Here is a 22906-nt window from a genome sequence, read left to right on the forward strand (position 1 = left end):
CGGCCGTCCGACCGCGCTCCCGGTCATCCCTCCACGAGGGCGGTGAACACGCGCCGCACCTCGGTCTGCGTCTCGCGCAGCCGCGCCTCGAGCGCCGAGAAATCCGGCGCGTCGCCTGCGCGGGCCATCACCCGCAGCAGGTCCTCGCCGGCCTGATCCGGCCTGAACTTGTCGCTGACGCACAGCCGCACGATCTGCGTCAGATCGTGATACAGCCGCGCGGCCTGGCGCAGGATCACGGCTTCGGCCCGCGGCAGAACGCCGAGCCGCTCGGCATTGTCGAGCACCGCGAGCGTGCTGACGTCGAGGATCTCCGGCGTCGTCGCCGCATGCACGAGCTGCAGATATTGCGCGACGAAGTCGATGTCGACCATGCCGCCGGCGGCATGCTTGAGGTCCCACAGATCCGCCTCGCCCTTCTCGGCCGCGATCGCGCGGCGCATGTCGGCGACATCGCGCGCGATCGCGCTCCTGTCGCGCACCCGCCGCAGCGCAGCCTGGATGATTTCCTCGATCCGAACCCGAAACGCCGGCGAAGCCGAGATCACCCGCGCCCGCGTCAGCGCCATGTGCTCCCAGGTCCACGCCTCCTGCTCCTGATAATGCGCAAAGGAGTCGATGTGCGAGGCCAGCGGGCCGGCGCGGCCCGACGGCCGCAGCCGCATGTCGATGTCGTAGAGCACGCCGTAATTGGTGCGCGAGGTGAAGGCTGAGATCAGCCGCTGGGTGAAGCGCGCGAAGTAGTGGGCGCCCTGCAGCGAGCGCTCGCCGTCGGAATCCGGGGCATCGCCGTCGAAATCATAGAGCAGGATCAGGTCGAGATCGGACGAGGCCGTCATCTCGCGGGCCCCGAGCCGTCCCATCGCGACGATCGCGGTCTCCTGGCCCTTGATGCGGCCGTGCTGGGCGGCGAAGCGCTCGGTCACGAGATCATGCACGGTGTGCACGATGCCCTCGGCGACGTCGGCGAACGCGGTGCCGGCCTGCTGCGCCGACACCGTGCCGGAGAGGATGCGCGTGCCGATCAGGAACAGGCTCTCCTGGCCGAACAGCCGGAGGCGATCGAGAAACTCCTCATAGGTCCCGGCATCCTGTAGCGTCGAGGCCAGCCGCTCCGACAATTCGCGCCGGTCCGGGATGGCGCCGAAGAAGCGCGGATCGATCAGGCCGTCCATCAGCCGCGGCTGCCGCGCCAGCATGTCGCCGAGCCGCGGCGCAGCGCCTAGCACGAGCGCGACGAGCGCAACGAGATCACGGTTCTGCCCGAGCAGGGTGATCAGGCGGCCGCCGAGCTGCAGCGCCTGCAGGAAGCGGTCGAAGGCCACGACGGCGCGATCCGGCTCGTCGGCATGCGCGAGACCATCGATCAGCGCGGGCAGGAAATCGGTGAACGCGGTGCGCGTCGCATCCGCACGGAACACGCGGTACTCGCCCGCCAGCCATTGCTGCAGGGTCTTGGCGACCATCACCGGATCGCGGAAGCCCAATCCGGCAAGATGCTCCATCAGGCGCGGCTCGTCAGGCCCGGCGCCATAGTTCACCGCGGGCAGGCTGACGGTGCCGGTCGGATCGCCCTCGAACAGCCGCGCGTAATGTCCCTGCACGATGTCGAGATGGAACAGCAGATCAGCCGCGAACCGCTCGCGGCTCTCATAGCCGAAGAAGCATGCGAAGCGGCTCACGCCCTCGACATCGTCGGGCAGGCTGTGGATCTGCTCGTCCGCCATCATCTGCAGGCGGTGCTCGACCCGGCGCAGGAACTCATAGGCCGTGGTGAGCTCGTCGCGCGCCTGCTCCGTGATCCAGTTGCTGGCCGTGAGCACGTCGAGCGCCTGGAGCGTCGGGCGCACGCGCAGCTCGGGATGACGGCCGCCGGCGATCAGCTGCTGGGTCTGGGCGAAGAACTCGATCTCGCGGATGCCGCCGCGGCCGACCTTGACGTTGTGGCCTTCGACCGCGATCTCGCTGTGGCCGCGATAGACCTGCATCTGCCGCTTCATGTCGTGGACGTCGGTCAGCGCCTGGAAGTCGAGATGCTTGCGCCACACGAACGGCGACAGCTCCGCCAGCATCGCCTCGCCCGCGACGACGTCGCCGGCACAGACCCGCGCCTTGATCATCGCGGCGCGCTCCCAGGTGCGGCCCTCGCGCTCGTAGTAATGCAAGGCCGCCTCGGTCGACATCGCCACCTGCGTCGAGGCCGGGTCCGGCCGCAGCCGCAGATCGACGCGGAACACATAGCCGTCGGCGGTGCGGCTCTGCAGCAGCCGCGCCATCGCCTGCGTGACGCGGACGAAGAAGGGCTGCGGCTCGATGTCGCGCGCCAGCGAATTGACCTCGGGATCGAAGAACACGATCAGGTCGATGTCGCTCGAATAGTTGAGCTCGCCCGCCCCCATCTTGCCCATCGCGAGCACGAACAGGCCGCTGCCCTGCTCCGGATCGTCGGCATCGACGGGCGCGAGCCGGCCGCGCACCGTCTCCAGGCGCAGCAGGTACCGCAGCGCCATCTGCACCGAGGACACCGCGACGTCGGTCAGCCCCGCCGTCACCTGCATCACCGGCCAGACGCCGCCGATGTCGCACAGCGCGATCAAGAGCGCCGCCTCGGATTTCAGCCGGCGCAGCAGGCTCATCACCTCGGCTTCGCTGGAAGCGGCAAACACCTCGCGGCCGGTGCGGGCGATCAGCTCGGCGAGATGCGCCTGCGGCTCGCAGCGCAGGAGACGGTCCAAACGATGGCCGTCGGCGCGGACGAGATCGAACAGATAGGGCGAGCTGTCGGCAATCCCGAGCAGGATGGTGCGGGCCCAGCCGCCGGCGAGAAGCGGGCGGAGCGAGGCGGCCAAGGACGGCTCGAGCTCGGCGAGCCACTCGTTGAGACGGAGTTCGGCTTTGTCGGGCGCACGGACATGTGGGCCGGCAACGAAACGTTCGGCCAGCATCTGCCCGTCCGCGTTTCCCGGCGCGGATGAGGTCATGCGGCCTTCTGTGGCACATCCTGCGCCGGCGCCGCAAGCTTCGCGGGTGCGCCTGCGCCGGCCGGCAGCACCAGGGTCGCGACCAGGCCCGGCCTGGCATCGCCGAGCCGGAGCTCGCCGCCATGCAGGGTCGCCACCGCGGCAGCGAGGCTGAGGCCGAGGCCCGACCCCGGCAAGGTGCGGGACGCCTCCAGCCGCACGAAACGCTCGACGGCGTGCTTGCGCTCGGCCTCGGGAATGCCCTCGCCATGATCGGTGACGCTGAGCAGCACCTGCCCGCCCTCGCGCCGGGCCTCGATCAGGATCTCGCGGCTGTCAGCGGCGGCGGCGGGATCGAGCGGCAACGCGGCCGGCTTGCCGTATTTGATCGCGTTCTCGACGAGATTGGCGAGCGCCTGGCTGATCAGCTCGCGATTGCCATGCACCGGCGCGGCCGCGGCCTTGACCCGCAAGGTCATCTCATTGTCCTCGGCCAGCGGCTCGTACAATTCGTGGATGCCGCCGGCGACCTCGGCCGCGTCGAACTCGACCATGTCGCCGCGCGCCTGCCCGGACTCCGCCCGCGCGATCATCAGGAGCGCGTTGAAGGTGCGGATCAGGCCGTCGGATTCCTCGATCGTGCGCTCCAGCGCGGCGCGGTATTCGTCCTCGGAGCGCGACTTCGCCAGCGCCTCCTCGGCGCGGTTGCGCAACCGCGTCAGCGGCGTCTTGAGATCATGGGCGATGTTGTCGGAGACCTCCTTGAGGCCGGTCATCAGCGCCTCGATGCGCTCCAGCATCGCGTTGAGATTCTCCGCCAGCCGATCGAGCTCGTCGCCGCTGCGCCCGACCGGCAGACGGCCGGAGAGATCGCCATCCATGATCCGCCGCGTCGTGCCGGTCATCGCGTCGATCCGGTACAGCACGCGCCGCGCGACGAAGATGCCGCCGCCGATGCCGAGCACCACCACGACCAGCACCGACCATTGCGCCGCCTTGGCGACGATGCCGAACAGGCGGCGGCGCTCCTCGAGATCGCGGCCGATCAAAAGCCGAAAACCGCTGGAGAGCTGTGTGACATAGACCAGCGCGCGGTGGCTGTGCTCGGTGCTGTCGTCGAGCCGCCGGTAGAACGTCTCCGACCAGCCGGACGAGCCCATCACGCCCGGCGCCAGCGAGCCGACATTGCCGGCGATCGCCTGCCCGCTCGGCGTGGTGATGAGATAGAGATTGGCTCCCGGCCGCAGCGCGCGGCTTTCGATCGCGCCGACGATGCCGCGCAGGCCCCAGCGGGCGAAGATGTCGGTCATCTCGCTGATCTCGGAGGTGACCGTGGTCGAGATCTGCTCGGTGATGAGGCGGCGGGTGTTCCAGGCGAAATAGCCGAGCAGCGAGGCTGCGAACAGCGCAAACAACAGCAGATAGACCAGCGTCAGCCGGAACGCCGTGGTGCGGATCAGCTTACCGAAGGCCGTCACGGATCATGTACCCCGCGCCGCGGATGGTGTGGAGCAGCGGGCGGTCGAACCCCTTGTCGATCTTGGAGCGCAGCCGCGAGATGTGGACGTCGATCACGTTGGTCTGCGGATCGAAGTGATAGTCCCAGACGTTCTCCAGCAGCATCGTGCGCGTCACCACCTGGCCCGCATGCTTCATCAGGTATTCGAGCAGGCGGAACTCGCGCGGCTGCAAGGTCAGCTCGTCCTTGCCGCGGGCCACCCGATGCGACAGCCGGTCGAGCTCGAGGTCGCCGACCTTGTAGGTAGTCTCCTCGGCCGGGCCGCCATGGCGGCGCGACAGCACCTCGACGCGGGCCAGCAGCTCGGCAAAGGCGTAGGGTTTCGGCAGATAATCGTCGCCGCCGGCGCGCAGGCCCTTGATGCGGTCGTCGACCTGGCCGAGCGCCGACAGGATCAGCACCGGCGTCCGGTTGCCCTTGTCGCGCAGCGCGCCGATCAGCGACAGGCCATCGCGCTTGGGCAGCATGCGGTCGACCACCAGCACGTCGTAATCCCCGCTCTCGGCCATGGCGAGCCCCTCCTCGCCGTCGCTGGCGAGGTCTGCGACATGTCCGACCTCGCGGAACGCCTTGACGAGATAGTCGGCGGACTCGCGGTCGTCTTCGATGATCAGGAGGCGCATTGCGGAAACGGGGGCGGCGGTCACGGTTCGATGTCCATCTACATGGACCGGCCGCCGTTTCCGTGCAAGGCGGCATGGGCCCGGGGTTGATCGGCAGCAAAGTGGGCGGTGAGGCTGGGGGACCTCACCGCCCGAGTTCCTTCCGACGGAGGGGGGCATTATCCAACGGAAGGTTTGCGGGAGCGGAACTTGAAGCCCGCCCCCAGGAAGAGCCGCCGGTGCGGGGGCACATGCCGGCGGTCTCCCATCTCGTGAGGGCCTTAGCCCTTGGCCAGCGGCACTGCGACGAAGCGCGACTGGCCGCCGCTCTTCACACGCATCAGCACGCTGTTCTTGTTGTCGGCCTTGGCGGCGTTGATGGCCTCGCGCACGTCACCGGCCGAGGTCACCGACTTGCCCGCCACCTCGAGGATGACGTCGCCTTCCTTGAAGCCGCGATCGGCAGCGGCGCTCTTCGGATCGACCTCGGTGACGACGACGCCCTCCTTGCCGGCGCCGGCGACGCTCGACGCGGGCGCCACCGTCATGCCGAGCTTCGGCACGTCGGCGCCGCGGGTCGGGCTCGCATTGTCGCCGCCGGTGTCGGCCTTGGCCTCGATGGTGTTCGGCAGCTTGCCGAGCGTCAGGTTGATGGTCTTGTCCTCGCCCTTGTGCAGGACGTTGAGCTTGACCGAGGCGCCCGGCGCGATGCCGCCGATGGTGCGGGCGAGCTCACGCGCGTCCTTCACCGGCTCGCCATTGACCGCGGTGATCACGTCGCCGGACTGGATGCCCGCCTTCGCCGCCGGACCGTTGGCCTGGGGCTCGGCGACCAGCGCGCCCTCGGCCTTCTTCATGCCGAGGCTGTCGGCGATGTCCTGCGTCACCGGCTGGATCTGCACGCCGATCCAGCCGCGGCTGACCGAGCCGTTGTCCTTGAGCTGCGCCACCACGCTCTTCACCGTCGAGGCGGGGATCGAGAACGCGATGCCGACGCTGCCGCCGGACGGCGAGTAGATCGCGGTGTTGACGCCGACGACATTGCCGTCGACATCGAACGCCGGACCGCCGGAATTGCCCTTGTTCACGGGCGCGTCGATCTGGATGAAATCATCATACGGGCCGTTGCCGATGTCGCGGCCGACCGCCGAGACGATGCCGGCCGTCACCGTGCCGCCGAGGCCGAACGGGTTGCCGACCGCCAGCACCCAGTCGCCGATGCGCGGCTTGCCGTCGGCGAGCTTGGCGAACGAGAAGTTCGAGCCGCCCTCGACCTTGATCAGCGCCAGATCCGTGCGCGGATCGGTCCCGATCACCTTGGCGCTGTAGGTCTTGCCGTCGTCGGTCGTCACCTCGACCTTGTTGGCGCTGTCGACCACGTGGTTGTTGGTCACGGCATAGCCGTCGGCGGAGATGAAGAAGCCGGAGCCCTGCCCGGTCACGGCGCGACCGCCACCACGGCCGCCGCGGCCCGGCATGCCGGGAATGCCGTTCTCACCGCCGAAGCGGCGGAAGAAGCGCTCCATCGGCGAGCCCGGCTGGAACGGCAGATCCTCGTCGCTGTCGTCCTTCGACACCTTCTCGGCGATGTTGACCTTGACCGAAATCACCGACGGCTTCACCCGCTCGACGATGTCGGCAAAGCCGATCGGGCGCGCGACCTTGCTGACCTCGTTCGCCACCTGCGCATGCGCCGAGGTCGAGAACAGGTCGAGCGGCGCGCCCTGCGGCGACAGGCCGTAGGCGGCGACACCGAGGCCCGCGACCACGGAGGCCATCAGCGCGAACTTGCGCGCCGAGAACAGCCCGCGCCGGGACTGGCGATAGGATGGAAGCGAGGACAGGTCGGTCGGACGGTCAGTCATACGGTTTTCTCCGCAAGTGATTTTGGTCAAGGTCTAAACGTGTGTCCCGGGCTGTGCGCCCCGTTCGCAAGTGAAGATGGGACTTGCCGCCTTACGGCGTGCTGGCTGCGGCGTTAAACTTCTGTAATGGATGGACACACAGACTGCGGCGGAATGGCGCGGATGGCGGGCGACGGGCGAAAAGACGTTTACGCCCAATAACTTGCCAACGTCCCGACCGCCCCGTCGCGGCCATCATTTTGGCCGGTCCGACCAAAGTCGTAACCCTCGTAGGGCGGGTTAGCCGCAGGCGTAACCCGCCGTCTTTCCAACAGCCCCCCGATCCAGCCGCCGCACATCCGCCCGCACTGGAGCCAGCCTCCGGCGGATGACGCTTTCGCTCATCCGCCTACCCGTCCGGTGCGCTCGCAATGACGCCAGGAGCAACTATCCTGATCCACACTATCAAACAGCATGTGGAGAAAACGAACCGCGCGTCGTGCCTCCACATCCTCGCGACGCATCCCGCGCCCGAGCTATGCCCTTGAACTCGCACCCTCACAGCGAGGGCACAGGGAAGGCCGGGCGCTGGCCGCGCCCGTGGCCCGCCTGCGGAAAAAAATGCAGGCGGCAGGTACCACAGGTCTGGCCGAACACACCCGGCCCTCCCTGCGCGATGGTGTTAACGCTTATACGTGATCTCCCCGGGGACCGGCTCATTGACCCCGTCGCCGGCGGATCATCACCACCGGCTTGACCTCAGCACCGGGAGGCCAGGACCACACGATTTCACGTCCGCGCTCCGCCGTTCGTCGGCGAGGCCAACCCCCGCTGCGGCAGCCCGCGTCCATCGCATTCCATCCCGACGTCCGTGACGATCGCGATACGCCCCCTCAGTGGAACGGAATGGGCGGAGGATAAGGGTGATTTGGGGTGGGAGGCAAGAGAATTTTTGATTTTCGGAAGAAAGTGGCAAAGATTTCCGAATACACGGGTTGACTAGGGGCGACCGCGTTATCATGCAATCACCGCCCTTGCCGATCCAAGGCAATCCGGAGATTGCGCTTTGTCAGCATTAGCCTCCCGCCCTTCGAAAAGCCCTCGCTGACCACACCGGTATACGAAGCGGTGTGAACAATGTCCCCATCATCGCTAAAGAGAACGAAGGATATATAGGGCTCGCCGTTTTCGTGGATTATCAGTCGGTGCATGTTTTGCCAGCCTTCCGTTGCAACTTGCCGGTGAGAGCTCGACGAACACCGTTCGTTAAAATATCGACGAGCTCCAGACCATGCTCCGTCTGCGGAGAAAACTTGATGTCCTTAAGCAGAAGCTTCAGTGAAGTTCCGCCTTCGCCTTTTTCATCCATAGAATTGAATTTTTCATAATAAGAATAATCGGCATCCAAGGGTTCGCTAAGCATCCATGCCGGTCGCCTCTTTGAGATGCTTGCAAGAGCGCCTTGCGCATAGTGCGCCCACCATTCCTCCCATCTCGTGACCTTGGCGGGTTCCTTGCCATCCACGATCCACGCGAATGAGCCAAGCTCATACGGCTTACGTTGCGCGAAGAACGTCGTTGCCCGGCTGATAACTCGGTGCAGCACGTCGAAGGTAGTGAGCGCCTGCAGGAAGAGGTTCAGCGGGGCATGCAGGATATACTCGCTGGCTGCTTGGACTTCTGGGCGAACGTCCTCTCTAAAATTCGCAACCTTCGCCAGCATTTGCTCACCGAGCTTCTTCTTATAGTCGCGGACTGCGTTTTCCTGGTGCAAGCCGAGATCGAGTGCAGTTATCTCGAACAGTGCCTCATTGCGCGCGAGAAGGCAGACGACCCTATCAACCTGCGCTTCGTTAAGGAGCCTTCCTTTCACTTCCCCGTTTTCTTTTGGCAACTTGTCCCGAAATTTGGCGTATTTTTTCTCGACGTTCGCCATCATCACGTCTGGGATCACTAGCGCACCAACAACGCTGACCGAATTGGTCTGAAACCCGCTGAACGTGCCGCTCTCATCGATAAAGATGTGCATTTCACATCCTGCGAATTAGGCTTTTGATCCAGACCATTGAGTTTTCGATAGCCCAGTTCGTCTGGTGATCGGTGAGGCTCGGCATCGGCGCGGTACCGGGGCCATGTCCAAGCGGATTGCGGACTTTCGTGAAAAAATGTTTTAGCGCATCCACTTCCCACACCTCGATGAGTTTCGCGCGCCTCAGGTTGTCAATATAGTTGTGAGCGCCCTTCTCGTTGCCTGCGGTCAGCTGTTTTTCGTCCGAGACAATCTTGATCGTACTCTCCAGAGAGCGGGCGGCGTACAGCGCTGGATCCCGCCCCCCTGTGTCGCGCAGATCAATAGCCTCCTTCATGTCGTGATCAACGTTGTGCCACTTTGGCTCGGCCACCAACTTCCAAAACGGCGTCTCAATTTCCTGTGCGAGCGTTTGGTCTTGAGAGATCTGAATAAATCCGTTGTGGTAGTGCAACGGACAATCCGCTTGGCGGAAGCGGGCATTTAGCTCGTTCACGGCCGTCTGAAACCTGGCGTTCAACTTGACGTTGGCAGCTCGGACGCTATCGGCGGTAGGAAGTAAAAGCCTGAGGCCGCCTCGTACTCTGTCGAACTCCTCAGCCCCCGCTATGCTCTTCGCGAGCCCAGCATTTATTTCTGCCACATAATTTTCGTGCTCACGGAAGCCAATCTCGACCAGGCTCAGGCGCTCTTTGACGAAACGATCGGCCGGAATCTTGCCGCTGAAAGGCTCCAGCATCCACGTCTCGCACATCTTCGCTGTGCTATTTTCGCCACTCACCCATACATTCTGCGCGGTATAGCCCCCCCAGCGCTGCGGAGACAATTCCTTCAGACCAAGCTCCCTCCCCAGCAAGTCGTGTATACGCGTCCAAAAAATCTTCCCATGCTTGTCCTCTTTTCCGTCTACATAGTACGGACAAATGTCGTTCAGGAGCTGGTATCCCTGGACGAGAAGACGACGCTGCTCCTCGGAAAAGGTTTCCCATATACGGGCCTGTGCGTACCGGTGAGTAAAAATGTCCGTCAACATCGGTAGCCTTCCCTTGTCCGACACCATCGCGAATCTGGAGCGTGACACAATTCGCGGTAGCAACGAGGGAATTGCAACGTCTGTCCCGATTATTCACAGGGCTGCGGCTCGGACGAGCTCCGGACGCATCGGCCCACTCTTTCGACGCGTCCCCCGATGGACGCAGCAACGACCGTATTCGCCCGTGCAGCTACAGCGCGTAGCCCGGATGAGCGCAGCGACATCCGGGACCACACGTGCTGTCAAGGTGAACCCGGATGTCGCTGCGCTCATCCGGGCTACGGGACGGCCCACCCGATCCGCGGTGCGTAGGCTGCTTAGCCGGAGGCGTAAGCCACCGCTCTTTCTCGGGTGGGGTGGCGGATTACGCTGCGCTATCCGCCCTACACGCATCGCCCCTCACGCCGCCTGCAAGGACCCCAAGAACCGACTCACCTCGCGCTTCAGCCGCCCGCTCTCCGCCGACAGCGACCGCGCCGCCGACAGCACCTGAGCCGACGCGGACCCCGTCTCCGACGCCCCCCGTTGCACGTCATCGATGTTCCGCGACACGCGTTGGGTGCCGTTGGCGGCGTGCTGGACGTTGCGGGAGATCTCTTGCGTCGCGGCGCCCTGCTCTTCGACCGCCGCGGAAACGGCGGCGGAGATTTCCGACAGGCGGCCGATGGTGCTGCCGATCTCCTTGATCGAGCCGACCGACTCCTCGGTGGCGGCCTGGATGCCGGAGACCTGCTGGGCGATCTCGCCGGTGGCCTTCGCGGTCTGCTCGGCCAGCGCCTTGACCTCGGCGGCGACCACGGCGAAGCCGCGGCCGGCCTCGCCCGCGCGCGCCGCCTCGATGGTGGCGTTGAGCGCCAAGAGGTTGGTCTGGCCGGCGATGCTCGAGATCAGCTCGAGCACGTCGCCGATGCGCGTGGCGGCCTTCGACAGGGTGCCGACGCGCTCGTTGGTGCGGTTGGCCTGCGCCACGGCTTCGCTGGCGATGCGCGCGGATTCCTGCACCTGGCGGGAGATCTCGCTGACCGAGGACGACAGCTCCTCGGCGGCGGAGGCCACCGTCTGCACGTTGGACGAGGCCTCCTGCGAGGCGGCGGCGACCTCTGTCGACAAATCCTGGCCGCGCGCGGCGGTGCTGGTCAGCGTGCCGGCGGAGGCTTCGAGCTCGCTCGAGGCGTGCGACACCGCATCGACGATCTCGCCGACCGCCTGCTCGAACTGGCGCGCGAGCTTCGCCATGTCGTCCCGGCGCTGCTGCTCCTGCCGCGCTTCGGCGTCCGCATGCTCCGCGCGCAGCCGCTCGGTCTCGGCCATGTTGTCCTTGAACACCTGGATCGCCGTCGCCATGGCGCCGATCTCGTCACGGGCGCCGCGGCCGGGGATCTCGACGGCGACGTCGCCGCTCGCGAGCCGTCCCATCGCCCGCGTCATCGACGCCAGCGGGCCTGTGATGCTGCGCGCGATCAGGACCGCGACGAGGCAGCCGAACAGTATGGCGGCGGCGCCGACCAGCATCTGCAGCGAGATCGTGCTGGCGATGGCGCCCTCGGCCGATGTGCGCGAGGCGTGATAGTCGGCATTCACCGCCGTCTCGGCGGCCTTGAGCGTGTCGATGCTCCGGGCGATCAGCGGCTCGATCGCGTTGGCGTAGATGTCCTCGGACTTCAGCGCCGCGGCGGCGGTGGCCTCGAACGCGCTCTTGTTGAGCTGCAGCGAGGCCTTCACCGGCGCGATCGCGGCCAGCACGCCCGCCGGCGGCGACGCGCCCTCCAGCGTGGCGAGCCGCTGCTCGACATTGTCGACGCCGGCGCGGAAGGCGGACGCCGACTTGGTGTCGCGCAGCGCCAGGAAGCGCCAGGTCGCGATGCGGACGAGCTGCAGCCGGGCGTCGATGTCCGCGACCGCGGTCATCACCTCCGGCTCCTTGCTGATGCGCGCCGCGATCGACAGCTTGGCGGCCTTGGCGGCGAGGTCCTCGCCGCCCGGCAGCAGCGCGGCGCGGCCGGACTTCACCTGCTTGACGGCGTCGCTGAGCGCATCGCGCTGGGTCTTCATCTGCGCGATCTCGCTGGTGAGATCGCCGTAGAGCTTGCGCTGCTCCGCCGACAGCCGACCGGCGGTGGCCGCCTGGAGCAGCGCGGTCGCCGCCGCCTCGCGCTCGGCCGCCTCCTTGAGCGCCGGCTCGTTGGCGTCGTGGATGTAGCGCAAATTGGCGCGCTGGATCGCCTGCAGATGGTTGGAGACCTGCAGGATGCGCGCGGTCGCGTCCGACAGCGCCGACATGCTCGCGACCTGGTCGCGCACCGCCCACAGGTTCCACACCGCCACCGCCGCCATCACGGCACCGGCGGCGATGAGCGCCGCAAAGCCGGCGTAGAGACGCCCCCTGATCTTCAAGCTCATCATGTCCTCGTCCGCTCCCCCAAGAGCGGCAGGCGGGCGAACCGACGTCGCCACGCGCCTGCCCCGCAGCAGCGGCCGCCTGGCTGGCGACTCACAGCTGTGCTGTATGCACGATGGGCGGTATTTACTAATAGCGGGTTAGACGGAGCCGCGGGGACGGGGGCATCGTTTGTCGCCGAGCTACGCAGTCCGGATGCGTGCCGTCCGGTGCACTCAGCTCGCGGCGGACGCAGGTGCGCTCAACTCACCCGGTCGTCATGCGCGGGCTTGACCCGCGCATCCATCCCTTGCGCAGACCGACCGGCGTGGATGGCCGGGTCAAGCCCGGCCATGACAGGGGAGAGAGGTGGGCTCACAACGCACGCCATGACAGCGGAGAAATACAACTGGCGCCCCCGGCGGTGCGCCTGCCCTCAGCTCGCCTTCACGCTGATGATGAACGCATCGACCTCGCGCTTCAGCGTCTCGGCCTGCTGCGACAGGTCGCCGGCGGCGTCGCGGGCCTCCGAGGCGAGGCGGCCGGTTTCGGCCGAGGTCGAACTGATCTGGGCGATGTGGTTGGAGACGTCGAGGGTGCCGCGGGCGGCTTCCTGGACGCTCCTGGAGATGTCCTGGGTGGCGGTGCGCTGCTGCGAGGTGTCGACCTCGATGCCGGACATGATGGCGCTGATCTCGCTCAATGTGGTCGAGATGCCGTCGATGGCGCCGCGGGTCTCGGCGGTGATGCCCTGGATGCTGGCGACATGCGCCGAGATCTCGTCGGTCGCCTTGCTGGTCTGGTTGGCGAGGTTCTTCACCTCCGAGGCGACCACCGAGAAGCCCCGGCCGGCTTCGCCGGCGCGGGCGGCCTCGATGGTGGCGTTGAGCGCCAGCAGGTTGGTCTGCGAGGCGATCGCCTGCACGAGCTGGACGACGGCGCCGATCTTCTCGGCGGCGTCCGACAGCGCGTGGATGGTGTTCTTGCTCTTCTCGGCCTGCGAGGCCGCGCCCTCGGCGCGCTGGGTGGCGTCGGAGACGCGGCGGCTGATGGTGCCGATCGAGCTCGTCATCTCCTCGGTCGAGCCGGCCACGGTCTGGACGCTGCGATTGGCGTGGTTGGCGGCGGCCTCGACCGCATTGGCCTTGGCCGAGGTGTCGTTGGCGGCGCGCGACAGGGTCTCGGCGTTGCTCTTCAGCCGGATGGCCGACGACGCCACGCTGCCGACGACGGATGCGACGAGGTCGTTGAAGGAATGGATGCGGCCGTCGAGAAAGCGCGAGCGCTCGCCCTGGCGCTGCGCCTCCTGCAGCTCGCGCGCGGTGAGGCGCTGGCGCTCGATGCCGTTGGTCTTGAACACCTCGAGCGCGCCGGCGAGCTGGCCGATCTCGTTGCCGAGGCCGAGGCCGGGAATGCGCGTCTCGAATTTCTCGCCGGCGACGTCGCGCATGGCGCTGACCATCGCGGCGAGCGGGCGCAGGATGCCGTTCTGCACGGCGGCATAGGTCATCAGGCAAACGGCGCTGGCGAACACGGCGATCGCGACGCAGGCCATCAGGAAGTAGGAGAACGCCGACTGCGCCTGCTGATAGGTCAGCATCGCATGATCACGGGCGGGGCCGCTCAGGGCGGCGAAATCCGACGACAGGCTGGTGATCTGGTTGTTGAGATAGAGCACCGCGATGAAGCCGGTGCCGCCGCCGATCGCCAGGAGCATGAGGAGAGAGGCGACGACGCCTCCCACGAGGAAGCGGATCGTCAGATGACTGTTGGAGAACATGGACCTTGCCCGGACGCGTCAGACGGAATGTGCTGCGCACCCTTCCAGACAAAGGTAAAATAAGCTGAAAGCGCGGGTAGGCGCGGAGCACGGGAAAGCACGGGGTTTTGCGGATCCACGGCGCGTTCCCATTTGCTGCGCTCGCTTCTTACTCGCGACAGCCGGCCTTCGCACCACGCGCTTTCAGCCCGCCTCTCTCCGTCGTCATGGCCGGGCTTGACCCGGCCATCCACGTCGTCCGGCACTCTGGGATCCACATGGATGCCCGGGTCAAGCCCGGACATGACGGAGTAACTAACTGGCAGGGGATCGTGGCGTTAGCGGATCATCATGTCGCCGGCGGCTGCTGCTCGGCGGCCATCAGCGCGGCGAGGCGCGCCTCCTCCTCGGCGGTCAGCTTGGGCGTGGCCTCCGCGCCGCGCTGCCCGCGGCGGCGCACCTGCCACCACAGCGCCAGGCCGCCGCCGAGCAGCAGCACCGGCGGCAGCAGCCACAGCAGCAGGGTCTGGCGCTCGAAGCGCGGCTTCAGCAGCACGAACTGGCCGTAGCGCGCGACCAGGAAATCCAGCACCTGATTGTCACTGTCACCGGCGGCGAGCCGCTCGCGCACCAAGAGGCGCAGGTCGCGCGCCAGCGGCGCGTCGGAATCGTCGATCGACTGGTTCTGGCAGACCATGCAGCGCAGCTCGCGCGACAGCGCGCGGGCGCGCTGCTCCTTGGCCGTGTCGGCCATGACCTCGTCGGGCTGCACCGCATGCGCCACCGGCGCGGCGAGCAGCAGCAGCACCAGCGCCGCAAGACCGAGACTACGTCGCATCCGCCCTACTCCGCCGGCTGCAGCGCGCGCGCGGCACGCGCCGGTCGCGGCGCGCCGACGCGCAGGCGCCGGTCGGACAGCGACAGCAGGCCGCCGAACGCCATCAGCACCGGACCGAACCAGATCAAGAGCACCAGCGGCTTGTGATAGATGCGCACGGCGAGGCCGCCGTCGGCGGTGGCATCGCCGAGCGAGACGTAGAGCTGGCTGACGCCACGGGTCATCAGCGCGGCTTCGGTCGTCGACATGCCGCGCGTGGCGAAGCTGCGCTTGCTCGGCGTCAGGACGCTGAGCTGCCGGCCGTCCTGGCTGATGACGAATGTGCTGACGACCTCGCTGAAGTTCGGGCCCTGGCGCTGGCTCATGCCGTCGAACTTGATCTGGTAGCCGGCGAGATTGCGGACGTCGCCGGGACGCAAGGTCGAGATCAGCTCGCTGTTCCAGGTGGTCTCGCAGACGATGCCGAGCAGCGCCACGCCGAGGCCGGCATGCGCGAACGCGGTGCCCCACACCGAGCGCGGCAGGCCGCGGGTCCGGTGCAGCGCGGTCTTGAACGGCACGCGGGCCACGCCGGTGCGCTCGACCAGATCGACGACCGAGCCGGTGATGACGAACACGCCGAGGCCGATGCCAACAGGCGCCAGCGCGCTGCCACCGCGCGCCCAGGCCCAGACGATCGCGATCGCCACCAGCGCCGTGACGCCGGCCGCGAGCAGCCGCTGCGTCGCCGCGACGAGGTCGCCGCGCTTCCACGCCAGCATCGGGCCGAACGGCACCATCAGCAAGAGCAGCGCGAACAAGGGGCCGAAGGTGATGTTGTAGAACGGCGCGCCGACCGAGAGCTTGAAGTCGAGCGCCTCCATGATCACCGGGTACAGCGTGCCGAACAGCACGGTGGCGCAGGACACGGTGAGCAGCAGGTTGTTCAAGACCAGCGCGCCCTCGCGCGAGATCGGCGCGAACAGCCCGCCCTGCTTCAGCGCGGTGGCGCGGCCGGCGAACAGCGTGAGGCTGCCGCCGATGAACAGCACGAGGATGCCGAGGATGAACACGCCGCGGGTCGGATCGCTGGCGAAGGCGTGCACCGAGGTGATGACGCCGGAGCGGACCAGGAAGGTGCCGAGCAGCGACAGCGAGAAGGTCAGGATCGACAGCAGGATGGTCCAGACCTTGAGCGCGTTGCGCTTCTCCATGACGACGGCGGAGTGCAGCAGCGCGGTGCCCGCGAGCCAGGGCATCAGCGAGGCGTTCTCGACCGGATCCCAGAACCACCAGCCGCCCCAGCCGAGCTCGTAATAGGCCCAGTACGAGCCCATGGCGATGCCGAGCGTCAGGAAGATCCAGGCCATCAGGGTCCACGGCCGCACCCAGCGCGCCCAGGCGGCATCGATGCGGCCTTCGAGCAGGGCCGCGATCGCGAACGAGAACGAGATCGAGAAGCCGACATAGCCGAGATAGAGCATCGGCGGGTGCACCGCGAGGCCGATGTCCTGCAAGACGGGATTGAGGTCGCGGCCCTCGATCGGCGGGTTGGCGAGGCGGGCGAACGGATTCGATGTGGTCAGGATGAACAGATAGAACGCGGTCGCCACCCAGGCCTGCACCGCGAGCACGCGGGCGCGCAAGGACAGCGGCAGGTTGTTGCCGAACATCGCGACCATGGCGCCGAACAGCGCCAGGATCGACACCCACAAGAGCATCGAGCCTTCGTGGTTGCCCCAGACACCCGTGATCTTGTAGAGCAGCGGCTTCATCGAGTGCGAGTTCTCGAACACGTTGGCGACGGAGAAATCCGAGGTCACGTGCAGGGTGACCAGCGCGATGAAGGAGAGACCGGCGAACAGCAATTGCGCCAGCGCGGCCGAGCGGCCGACATTCATCAGGGCGATGTCACGTTGATGCGCGCCGAGCATCGGCACGGTGGACTGGATCAGCGCCAGCGCGAGCGCAAGCACCAGGGCGTAATGTCCGCTCTCTGCAATCACTGCGTCGCTCCTGCCGCCGTCTTCTCGGCGCCTTCGCGCATCGACACCGGGCTTGGCGTGGCTGCGCCGGCTGGCGTGGCTGCGCCGGCTGGCTTGGCCGCCGCGCCGGGCTTGCCGTAATCGTCCTTCCAATGGCCCTGCTTCTTCAGGGCATCGGCGACTTCCTTCGGCATGTAGGTCTCGTCATGCTTGGCGAGCACGGTGTCGGCCTTGAACACGCCGGCGGCATCGAGCGCGCCCTCGGCGACGACGCCCTGCCCTTCGCGGAACAGATCCGGCAGAATGCCCTTGTAGGCGACCGGCAGCTTGGCGCCGCCATCGGCCACTTCGAACGTCACGGCGAGATCGTCGCCCTTCTTCAGCGAGCCCGGCTGCACCAGGCCGCCGAGCCGGAAGCGCTTGCCCGGGCCGATATGCTTTTCCGCCACCATGGTCGGTGTCGAGAAGAACACGATGGAGTCGCGCAGCGCATTCAGCACCAGCCCGGCCGCGACCGCGAGCACGAACAGCGCCCCGCCGATGATCGTCAAACGCCTCTGCTTGCGTGTCATCCCTTGATCCCGTTGGCGGCGGAAACGCCGCTCATCCATCCAAGCCGAAAGTCTTCACACCCTCGTTGAGCTGCCGCAACCGCTCGGCATCGCCGGACACCGCCTGCCGCGCCTCCGACAGCGCCCCCTTGGCCTTGTCGAGATCGCCCATCACGACATAGGCGCGCACCAGGCGCAGCCAGCCCTCGACGTCGTCGCCATTCTGCTTCAGCCGCGCCGCCAGCCGGTCGACCATGCCGCGGATCATCGTCTCGCGATCGCCTGCGCTCATGTCCTTGGCCGCGGCGATCGTCTCGCTCGGCAGCGCCGGCACCTCGCCGCCGCCGACGCGGGCCAGCGCCGCCGTCACCAGCGGCCGCCATGGCGCATCCGCGGGCGCCTTGCCCAGCATCGCCCGCCAGATCGCGCCCGCCTCGTCCTTGCGGCCGTCCTGCTCGGCAGAGAGGCCGAGATAGTAGTTCGACTTCGGCTCGTCGGCCTCGAGCGCATGGGCGCGCTCGAACTCCGCCTTGGCCTCGGCGGTGACGACGCCGCCGGCGGCCGCGGTGATCATCTCGCCGAGATCGGCGCGCTTGGCCGCACCGTCGCCGGCATAGGTGATCATGTTGCGATAGGCCCGAATCGCGTCATCGGTGCGGCCGAGCCGCGCCAGCACCGGGGCGAGCACGGTCCAGCCGCGGCCGTCGGTCGGGTTCTTCTGCAGGTGCTGCTCGACCTGCGCCACCAGCGTTTCCAGCGGCTGCGTCCCGTTGGGCGCCGCGCGGGCGGTGAGCGGGAAATCCGGCAGTTGCGGCGAGCCGAGCGGGAGGTAGACCGCGAGCGCCACGATCGGCACGCCGATCAGCGCCAGCACCGCCGACGCGCGGCGCAGGCCGAGGCTCGGCTTCACCGCAGCCTCGTCCTCCTGGTCGGCCGCGGCCAGAAGGCGGCGGCTGATCTCGACCCGCGCGGCTTCCGCCTCGACCTTGCCGATCAGCCCGGTTTCGACGTCGCGCTCGATCTCCGCCAGCTGGTCCTTGTAGACGGCGACCTCGCGCCCGTCCGACGCGGCCCGCGCGCCCAGCCCGAGCGGCAGCAGGACGGCGAAGATCGCCGCGGCCGTCATCACGGCGAACACGAACCAGAGAGTCATCGGACAGGGTTCCAGTCAGCGCCTACCGGCAGGCGCGCCTCGCGCCGCTTTTAACCAGCACCGTTCCCGGCGGCAATTCACATTTGCCGCCGTGGTAGCCCAGCCGTCCGAGCCGAAAAACTCAGGACAATTACGTAATTAGGGGACCTCGAACTCGGCGCTCTTGGCGAGATAGCTGCCGTGCCCGTTCAGGGCCACCAGGAAATAGGTCCCCGGCCGGACATGGTCGGTGAGCCTGATCCGCAGCGACCCGACCGGGACCGGAGAGGCGATGGTGGTGACGGGATCGGGGAGTGGCGCCCCGCTCGTCTTGTCGACGAGCACGACCTTGGCCTTGATCATGAGGTTGCGATAGGTCGCGCGCACGACGCGGTTCTCGACCTCGACGAAGTTGATGACGGAAATCATGGTCTTGATGAAAACGGATGGAACCTGGCGGGAACCTATGCGTGGCCCCGGGGCGGGGTCAACCTGAAATTGCAAAAATCAAAACGTGGACAGACTAGCAGAAAATCTCAACCGGCGCGCGAGGATTTTCGCTCGCCGTTCATCGCGTTCTCGGCCGCCCTGCTCATCAATTGGGCGTAGTCGTTGCCGAACAGGACGTGACAGAAGCGGATCGCCGCCGACACCTGCGACTGCCGATAGGCGCGCGCCCGCGCGTCGCCCGAGCGCAGCGACTGCACCAGCGCTTCGGTGGCCTTCTCGACATATTGCTGCAGATCGGAATAGGTCCGCAGCGTCACCTCGTTGATCGCGAGCTCGCTGGCATAGTTGCGGCAGACCGCGACGAACTCGATCAGCGCCGCCACCTCCTCGACCTCGCCGCCGTCGACGCCGGCGCCGGCCGGAATGTCCTTGTCGGCGCGCTGGCGCAGGATGCGGCGGACGCGGCCCGGCACGCTGTCGATCTCCGATTGCAGGGCATTGGAGATGTCGGCGCGGATCGCCGTGAGCTGCTTGCCCCAGTTCGATTCCGAGCGCAGGTCGAGCTCGGTGCGCAGGCCGCGAACGCCGTCATGCAGCGTCTTCAGCGTATCGCCGAGATTGGAGAAATGACCGCGCCGGATGTCGGCGCGCAGCACCGAGGCGAGGCCGGCGAGATCGTTGAGCGCGATGGTGACGGCGACGCCGAACGGGGTCGCCGCCACGCGGATCTCATCGTCCGATGCCGCGATCTTGGTGGCGAGCCGGATGATCTGCCAGGGCGCGGCGAGCCGCTGCATCACCAGCGACAGTGCGAACGGCAGCATCGAGGGCGTCTGCAGTGACGGCACGTTGATGGCTTCGGTGACGGAGGCAATCTGCGAATCGCCGAGCACGCGGATGATGCCGGGCAGCCGGCCGTTGAGGCCGTCGAGCGCCTCGCGATTCTGCAGCACCAGCCCGATCGGCAGCAGATCCTCGATCACGCTGGGTGCGCCGATGCGGGCGAGCGCGCGCTGGCGGTCGCCGGTCGCGTTGGGGCCGACGAGGTTCATCAGCGCCTCGGCGGCGGCGCGCTGCAGCTTGCGTGCGGCCATCTCGACCTCGCGCGAACTGTCGCCGGCGACCGACATCGCGGCCTCGAATTCGGCGTAGCGCTCCGGCGCGCCTTCGCGGCCGAGCCACTGCCAGACCGGCAACAGCGAGGCACGGCGGATCTGGCCGGGACGGAGAGGACCGGTGGAATCGGTGAGGAACGGGTCGAGCGGCCGGAACAGCCGACGCGGGCCATCGCCACTCTGGCGGCGCTCCTCGCGGGCCGGCGGACGAGCGACCTCGATGGCGGGTTGGGGACGCACGGGATCCAATGTTGGAGCGGGAGCCGGCGGCGCGACGGGCCGCACCACCTTGCGCAACTGCTCGAGCACCAGGGTCGCCACGGCGACGTCCTGGCCACGCTCGATGGCGCGCTCGAATTCGCGCATCAGGAGCGACTGCGCGTTCGGCGGCAGCTGCCCGAGATATTCCCTTAACCGCTCGTGAGCTGTCTGACCCATGCGCCGGCGTGCAAATTTCCACGGCGAGAGCGCACATCGCGCACCCCTGCCCGGACCATACGGTCCGCGGTATTAAGAACACCTTTAGGATGGCGAAATTCGCCGCCCCGTCAAACGCCGGGCAATCTCAGCTCCGCCCGCAGGCCCCCGGTCGGGGCATCGCCCAGGGTCAATCGGCCGCCATAGAGCGCGGCCAGATCGGTGACGATCGACAGCCCGAGCCCCGACCCCGGCTTGGATTCGTCCAGCCGCTGGCCGCGCCGCAGCACCTGGGCACGCTCGGCGGCCGAGAGGCCACGGCCATCGTCATCGACCACGATCCGCAGCATCGGCGAGGCCCCGGACTGGGCCGGCGGCTCCACGGTGAGCTCGACCGAGACTCGCGAGGTCGCCCATTTGCAGGCATTGTCGACCAGATTGCCGACCATCTCCTCCAGATCCTGGCGCTCGCCACGAAACCTCGCCGCGGGATCGGCGATCGCCGCGACCACGATGCCGCGGTCGCGGTAGATCTTTTCCATGGTGCGGCGCAGCGCCTCGATGGCCGGCGCCACCTCGGTCACGGTGGACACGATGGTGACGCGCGCGGCGATCCGCGCCCGCTCGAGGTGGTGGGCGACCTGGTCGCGCATGACGTCCGCCTGCTCCATCACCTTGGCCGCGAACGGATCCGCCGCATGGGTCGCCGCTTCATTCACGATGACGGAGAGCGGCGTCTTGATGGCATGGGCGAGATTGCCGACATGCGTGCGCGCCCGCTCGACGATCTCGCGATTGGCATCGATCAGGGCATTGGTCTCGCGGGCCAGCGGCGCGATCTCCACTGGGAACTCCCCTTCCAGCCGCTCGGCGCGCCCGGACCGGATGTCGGCGATCGATTCGGAGATGCGTTTCAGCGGCGCGAGGCCATAGCGGACCTGGAAGATGGTCGTGAGCAGCAGCACGATCCCGAGCGCGGTGAAGGTGCCGCCGAGGTAGTAGTCGAAGCTGCGGGTCTCGTCGAAGATCTCCGAGGCATCGCCTGCGACGCTGACCAGGAACTTACCGTCGGAGCCGAGATCCACCGGGCGCTCGACCATGCGCAGGTCCTGGTTCTCCGGCCCCTCGACATAGCCGATCCGGATCCCGGCCGCCGTCAGCTCGATCCCCTGCTCCTCCAGCTTGGGCAGCTTCTTGTCCCACAGCGAGCGCGAGGCCCGTACCTCCGGCTTCTCGGCGTCGGTACGGGTGATCTGCCAGTACCAGCCGGACAGCGGCAGCTCGAACAACGGCTCGCCCAATGACTGGAATTGGCGGTCCGGCGGATCGTCGGGGGTGGCGACCTCGGCGATCAGGGTGCGCAGATAGAGATTGAGCCGGCGATCAAAGGCGCGCTCGGTCGCGTTGCGATACACCGAGGACAGCACGATGCCGGTGATGGCGAGAATGACCACGAGCCACGCGGTCGCGGACAGGAACAACCGGGTGGCAAGTGAGCTCTGGCGCATGACCGCAAACTAGCGAAACGGCCGGCGCCCGGCCACCGCGAATGGCTGGCTCCGGAAACGGATCAGGCGCCTGCGGCCGGCGGCGGGGTCAGCAGATAGCCGAGGCCGCGCACGGTCTGGATGACGTCGCAGTCGAGCTTCTTCCTGATGCGGCCGACGAACACCTCGATGGTGTTCGAGTCGCGGTCGAAGTCCTGGTCGTAGAGATGCTCGACCAGCTCGCTGCGCGAGACGACGCGGCCGGAATGATGCATCAGATAGGACAGCAGGCGGTATTCGTGTGAGGTCATCTTGACGGGGTTGCCCGACACGCTGACCTTGCCGGTGCGGGTGTCCAGGGTGACCGGCCCGCAGGTCAGCTCGCTCTGGGCGTGGCCGGCCGAGCGGCGCAGCAACGCGCGGATGCGCGCCAGCACCTCTTCGAGGTGGAAGGGCTTGGCAACGTAGTCGTCGGCGCCGGCGTCGAAGCCCTGGACCTTGTCGCTCCAGCGGTCGCGCGCGGTGAGAATCAGGACCGGCATCGCCCGGCCATTGCGCCGCCACGCCTCCAGCACCGAGATGCCGTCCATCTTGGGCAGGCCGATATCCAGCACGACAGCGTCATAGGGCTCGCTGTCGCCCAGATAGTGCCCTTCCTCCCCATCGAACGCACGGTCCACGACGTAGCCGGCGTCGCTCAGGGCCGTGGTGAGCTGACGGTTGAGATCCGGATCGTCCTCGACAACGAGCAGACGCACGCTTGCCTCCAAAGCTGAACTGCACGATTTCCGCCCTCAAGATGAACCGGAAGGCCGTGAACCGTGCATGA

Annotated in this window: 16 protein-coding genes; all 16 read right to left on the minus strand. The window is 67.2% G+C overall.

Annotated elements, in window-relative coordinates:
- Positions 1–23 precede the first annotated feature (23 nt).
- Positions 24–2981: a bifunctional [glutamine synthetase] adenylyltransferase/[glutamine synthetase]-adenylyl-L-tyrosine phosphorylase gene (locus QX128_RS23695; RefSeq protein ID WP_316238671.1), complete on the minus strand. Its 2958-nt coding sequence runs from the start codon at positions 2979–2981 to the stop codon at positions 24–26.
- The gene (locus QX128_RS23700) at positions 2978–4438 is read right to left on the minus strand and encodes a sensor histidine kinase (protein WP_316238672.1); all 1461 of its coding nucleotides are present in this window, start codon (positions 4436–4438) and stop codon (positions 2978–2980) included. Before QX128_RS23700 ends, QX128_RS23695 begins: the two co-directional genes overlap by 4 nt.
- The gene (locus QX128_RS23705) at positions 4422–5102 is read right to left on the minus strand and encodes a response regulator transcription factor (protein WP_315726077.1); all 681 of its coding nucleotides are present in this window, start codon (positions 5100–5102) and stop codon (positions 4422–4424) included. Before QX128_RS23705 ends, QX128_RS23700 begins: the two co-directional genes overlap by 17 nt.
- A gap of 260 nt (positions 5103–5362) precedes the next feature.
- Positions 5363–6946 (minus strand): Do family serine endopeptidase, encoded by a 1584-nt coding sequence (locus tag QX128_RS23710; protein WP_316182733.1) that lies wholly within the window; start codon positions 6944–6946, stop codon positions 5363–5365.
- Positions 6947–8123: 1177 nt separating this feature from the next.
- Entirely contained in the window at positions 8124–8954 is an 831-nt protein-coding gene (locus QX128_RS23715; protein WP_316238673.1) for a hypothetical protein, read from the minus strand.
- Between the two features lies 1 nt (position 8955).
- The gene (locus QX128_RS23720; protein WP_316238674.1) at positions 8956–9987 is read right to left on the minus strand and encodes an AbiJ-NTD4 domain-containing protein; all 1032 of its coding nucleotides are present in this window, start codon (positions 9985–9987) and stop codon (positions 8956–8958) included.
- A gap of 399 nt (positions 9988–10386) precedes the next feature.
- The gene (locus QX128_RS23725) at positions 10387–12390 is read right to left on the minus strand and encodes a methyl-accepting chemotaxis protein (protein ID WP_316238675.1); all 2004 of its coding nucleotides are present in this window, start codon (positions 12388–12390) and stop codon (positions 10387–10389) included.
- Between the two features lie 410 nt (positions 12391–12800).
- Positions 12801–14144 carry a HAMP domain-containing methyl-accepting chemotaxis protein gene (locus tag QX128_RS23730; protein ID WP_316238676.1) on the minus strand — a complete coding sequence of 448 codons (1344 nt, stop codon included), beginning with the start codon at positions 14142–14144 and terminating at the stop codon, positions 12801–12803.
- Between the two features lie 328 nt (positions 14145–14472).
- Positions 14473–14961 (minus strand): cytochrome c-type biogenesis protein, encoded by a 489-nt coding sequence (locus QX128_RS23735; RefSeq protein WP_316238677.1) that lies wholly within the window; start codon positions 14959–14961, stop codon positions 14473–14475.
- Positions 14962–14966: 5 nt separating this feature from the next.
- Complete coding sequence (locus QX128_RS23740) at positions 14967–16946, minus strand: heme lyase CcmF/NrfE family subunit (protein ID WP_315804185.1); 1980 nt, start codon at positions 16944–16946, stop codon at positions 14967–14969.
- Complete coding sequence (ccmE, locus tag QX128_RS23745) at positions 16943–17497, minus strand: cytochrome c maturation protein CcmE (protein ID WP_316182607.1); 555 nt, start codon at positions 17495–17497, stop codon at positions 16943–16945. Before ccmE ends, QX128_RS23740 begins: the two co-directional genes overlap by 4 nt.
- 31 nt (positions 17498–17528) lie before the next feature.
- Positions 17529–18629 carry a c-type cytochrome biogenesis protein CcmI gene (gene ccmI / locus QX128_RS23750; RefSeq protein WP_316218079.1) on the minus strand — a complete coding sequence of 367 codons (1101 nt, stop codon included), beginning with the start codon at positions 18627–18629 and terminating at the stop codon, positions 17529–17531.
- Positions 18630–18767: 138 nt separating this feature from the next.
- On the minus strand, positions 18768–19037 hold the full coding sequence (locus QX128_RS23755; RefSeq protein WP_315804188.1) for a hypothetical protein: 270 nt from the start codon (positions 19035–19037) through the stop codon (positions 18768–18770).
- A 107-nt stretch (positions 19038–19144) separates the two neighbouring features.
- Positions 19145–20611 (minus strand): hypothetical protein, encoded by a 1467-nt coding sequence (locus QX128_RS23760; protein WP_315804189.1) that lies wholly within the window; start codon positions 20609–20611, stop codon positions 19145–19147.
- Between the two features lie 110 nt (positions 20612–20721).
- Positions 20722–22098, minus strand: coding sequence for a sensor histidine kinase (locus tag QX128_RS23765; protein ID WP_316238678.1), 1377 nt, complete (start codon positions 22096–22098; stop codon positions 20722–20724).
- Positions 22099–22160: 62 nt separating this feature from the next.
- A complete protein-coding gene (locus tag QX128_RS23770; RefSeq protein WP_006614547.1) occupies positions 22161–22835 on the minus strand; it encodes a response regulator transcription factor in 675 nt (224 codons plus the stop codon).
- Positions 22836–22906: the final 71 nt, after the last annotated feature.

Origin of the sequence: Bradyrhizobium sp. SZCCHNR1015, assembly GCF_032489875.1 — a bacterium.
Lineage (GTDB): Bacteria > Pseudomonadota > Alphaproteobacteria > Rhizobiales > Xanthobacteraceae > Bradyrhizobium.

Coding starts and splice junctions, on each gene's coding strand:
- QX128_RS23760 (WP_315804189.1), bottom strand. CDS start 20,611: ATGGGTCAGACAGCTCACGAGCGGTTAAGGGAATATCTCGGGCAGCTG.
- QX128_RS23725 (WP_316238675.1), bottom strand. CDS start 12,390: ATGATGAGCTTGAAGATCAGGGGGCGTCTCTACGCCGGCTTTGCGGCG.
- QX128_RS23730 (WP_316238676.1), bottom strand. CDS start 14,144: ATGTTCTCCAACAGTCATCTGACGATCCGCTTCCTCGTGGGAGGCGTC.
- ccmE (WP_316182607.1), bottom strand. CDS start 17,497: ATGACACGCAAGCAGAGGCGTTTGACGATCATCGGCGGGGCGCTGTTC.
- ccmI (WP_316218079.1), bottom strand. CDS start 18,629: ATGACTCTCTGGTTCGTGTTCGCCGTGATGACGGCCGCGGCGATCTTC.
- QX128_RS23705 (WP_315726077.1), bottom strand. CDS start 5,102: ATGCGCCTCCTGATCATCGAAGACGACCGCGAGTCCGCCGACTATCTC.
- QX128_RS23710 (WP_316182733.1), bottom strand. CDS start 6,946: ATGACTGACCGTCCGACCGACCTGTCCTCGCTTCCATCCTATCGCCAG.
- QX128_RS23755 (WP_315804188.1), bottom strand. CDS start 19,037: ATGATTTCCGTCATCAACTTCGTCGAGGTCGAGAACCGCGTCGTGCGC.
- QX128_RS23715 (WP_316238673.1), bottom strand. CDS start 8,954: ATGCACATCTTTATCGATGAGAGCGGCACGTTCAGCGGGTTTCAGACC.
- QX128_RS23695 (WP_316238671.1), bottom strand. CDS start 2,981: ATGACCTCATCCGCGCCGGGAAACGCGGACGGGCAGATGCTGGCCGAA.
- QX128_RS23765 (WP_316238678.1), bottom strand. CDS start 22,098: ATGCGCCAGAGCTCACTTGCCACCCGGTTGTTCCTGTCCGCGACCGCG.
- QX128_RS23720 (WP_316238674.1), bottom strand. CDS start 9,987: ATGTTGACGGACATTTTTACTCACCGGTACGCACAGGCCCGTATATGG.
- QX128_RS23735 (WP_316238677.1), bottom strand. CDS start 14,961: ATGCGACGTAGTCTCGGTCTTGCGGCGCTGGTGCTGCTGCTGCTCGCC.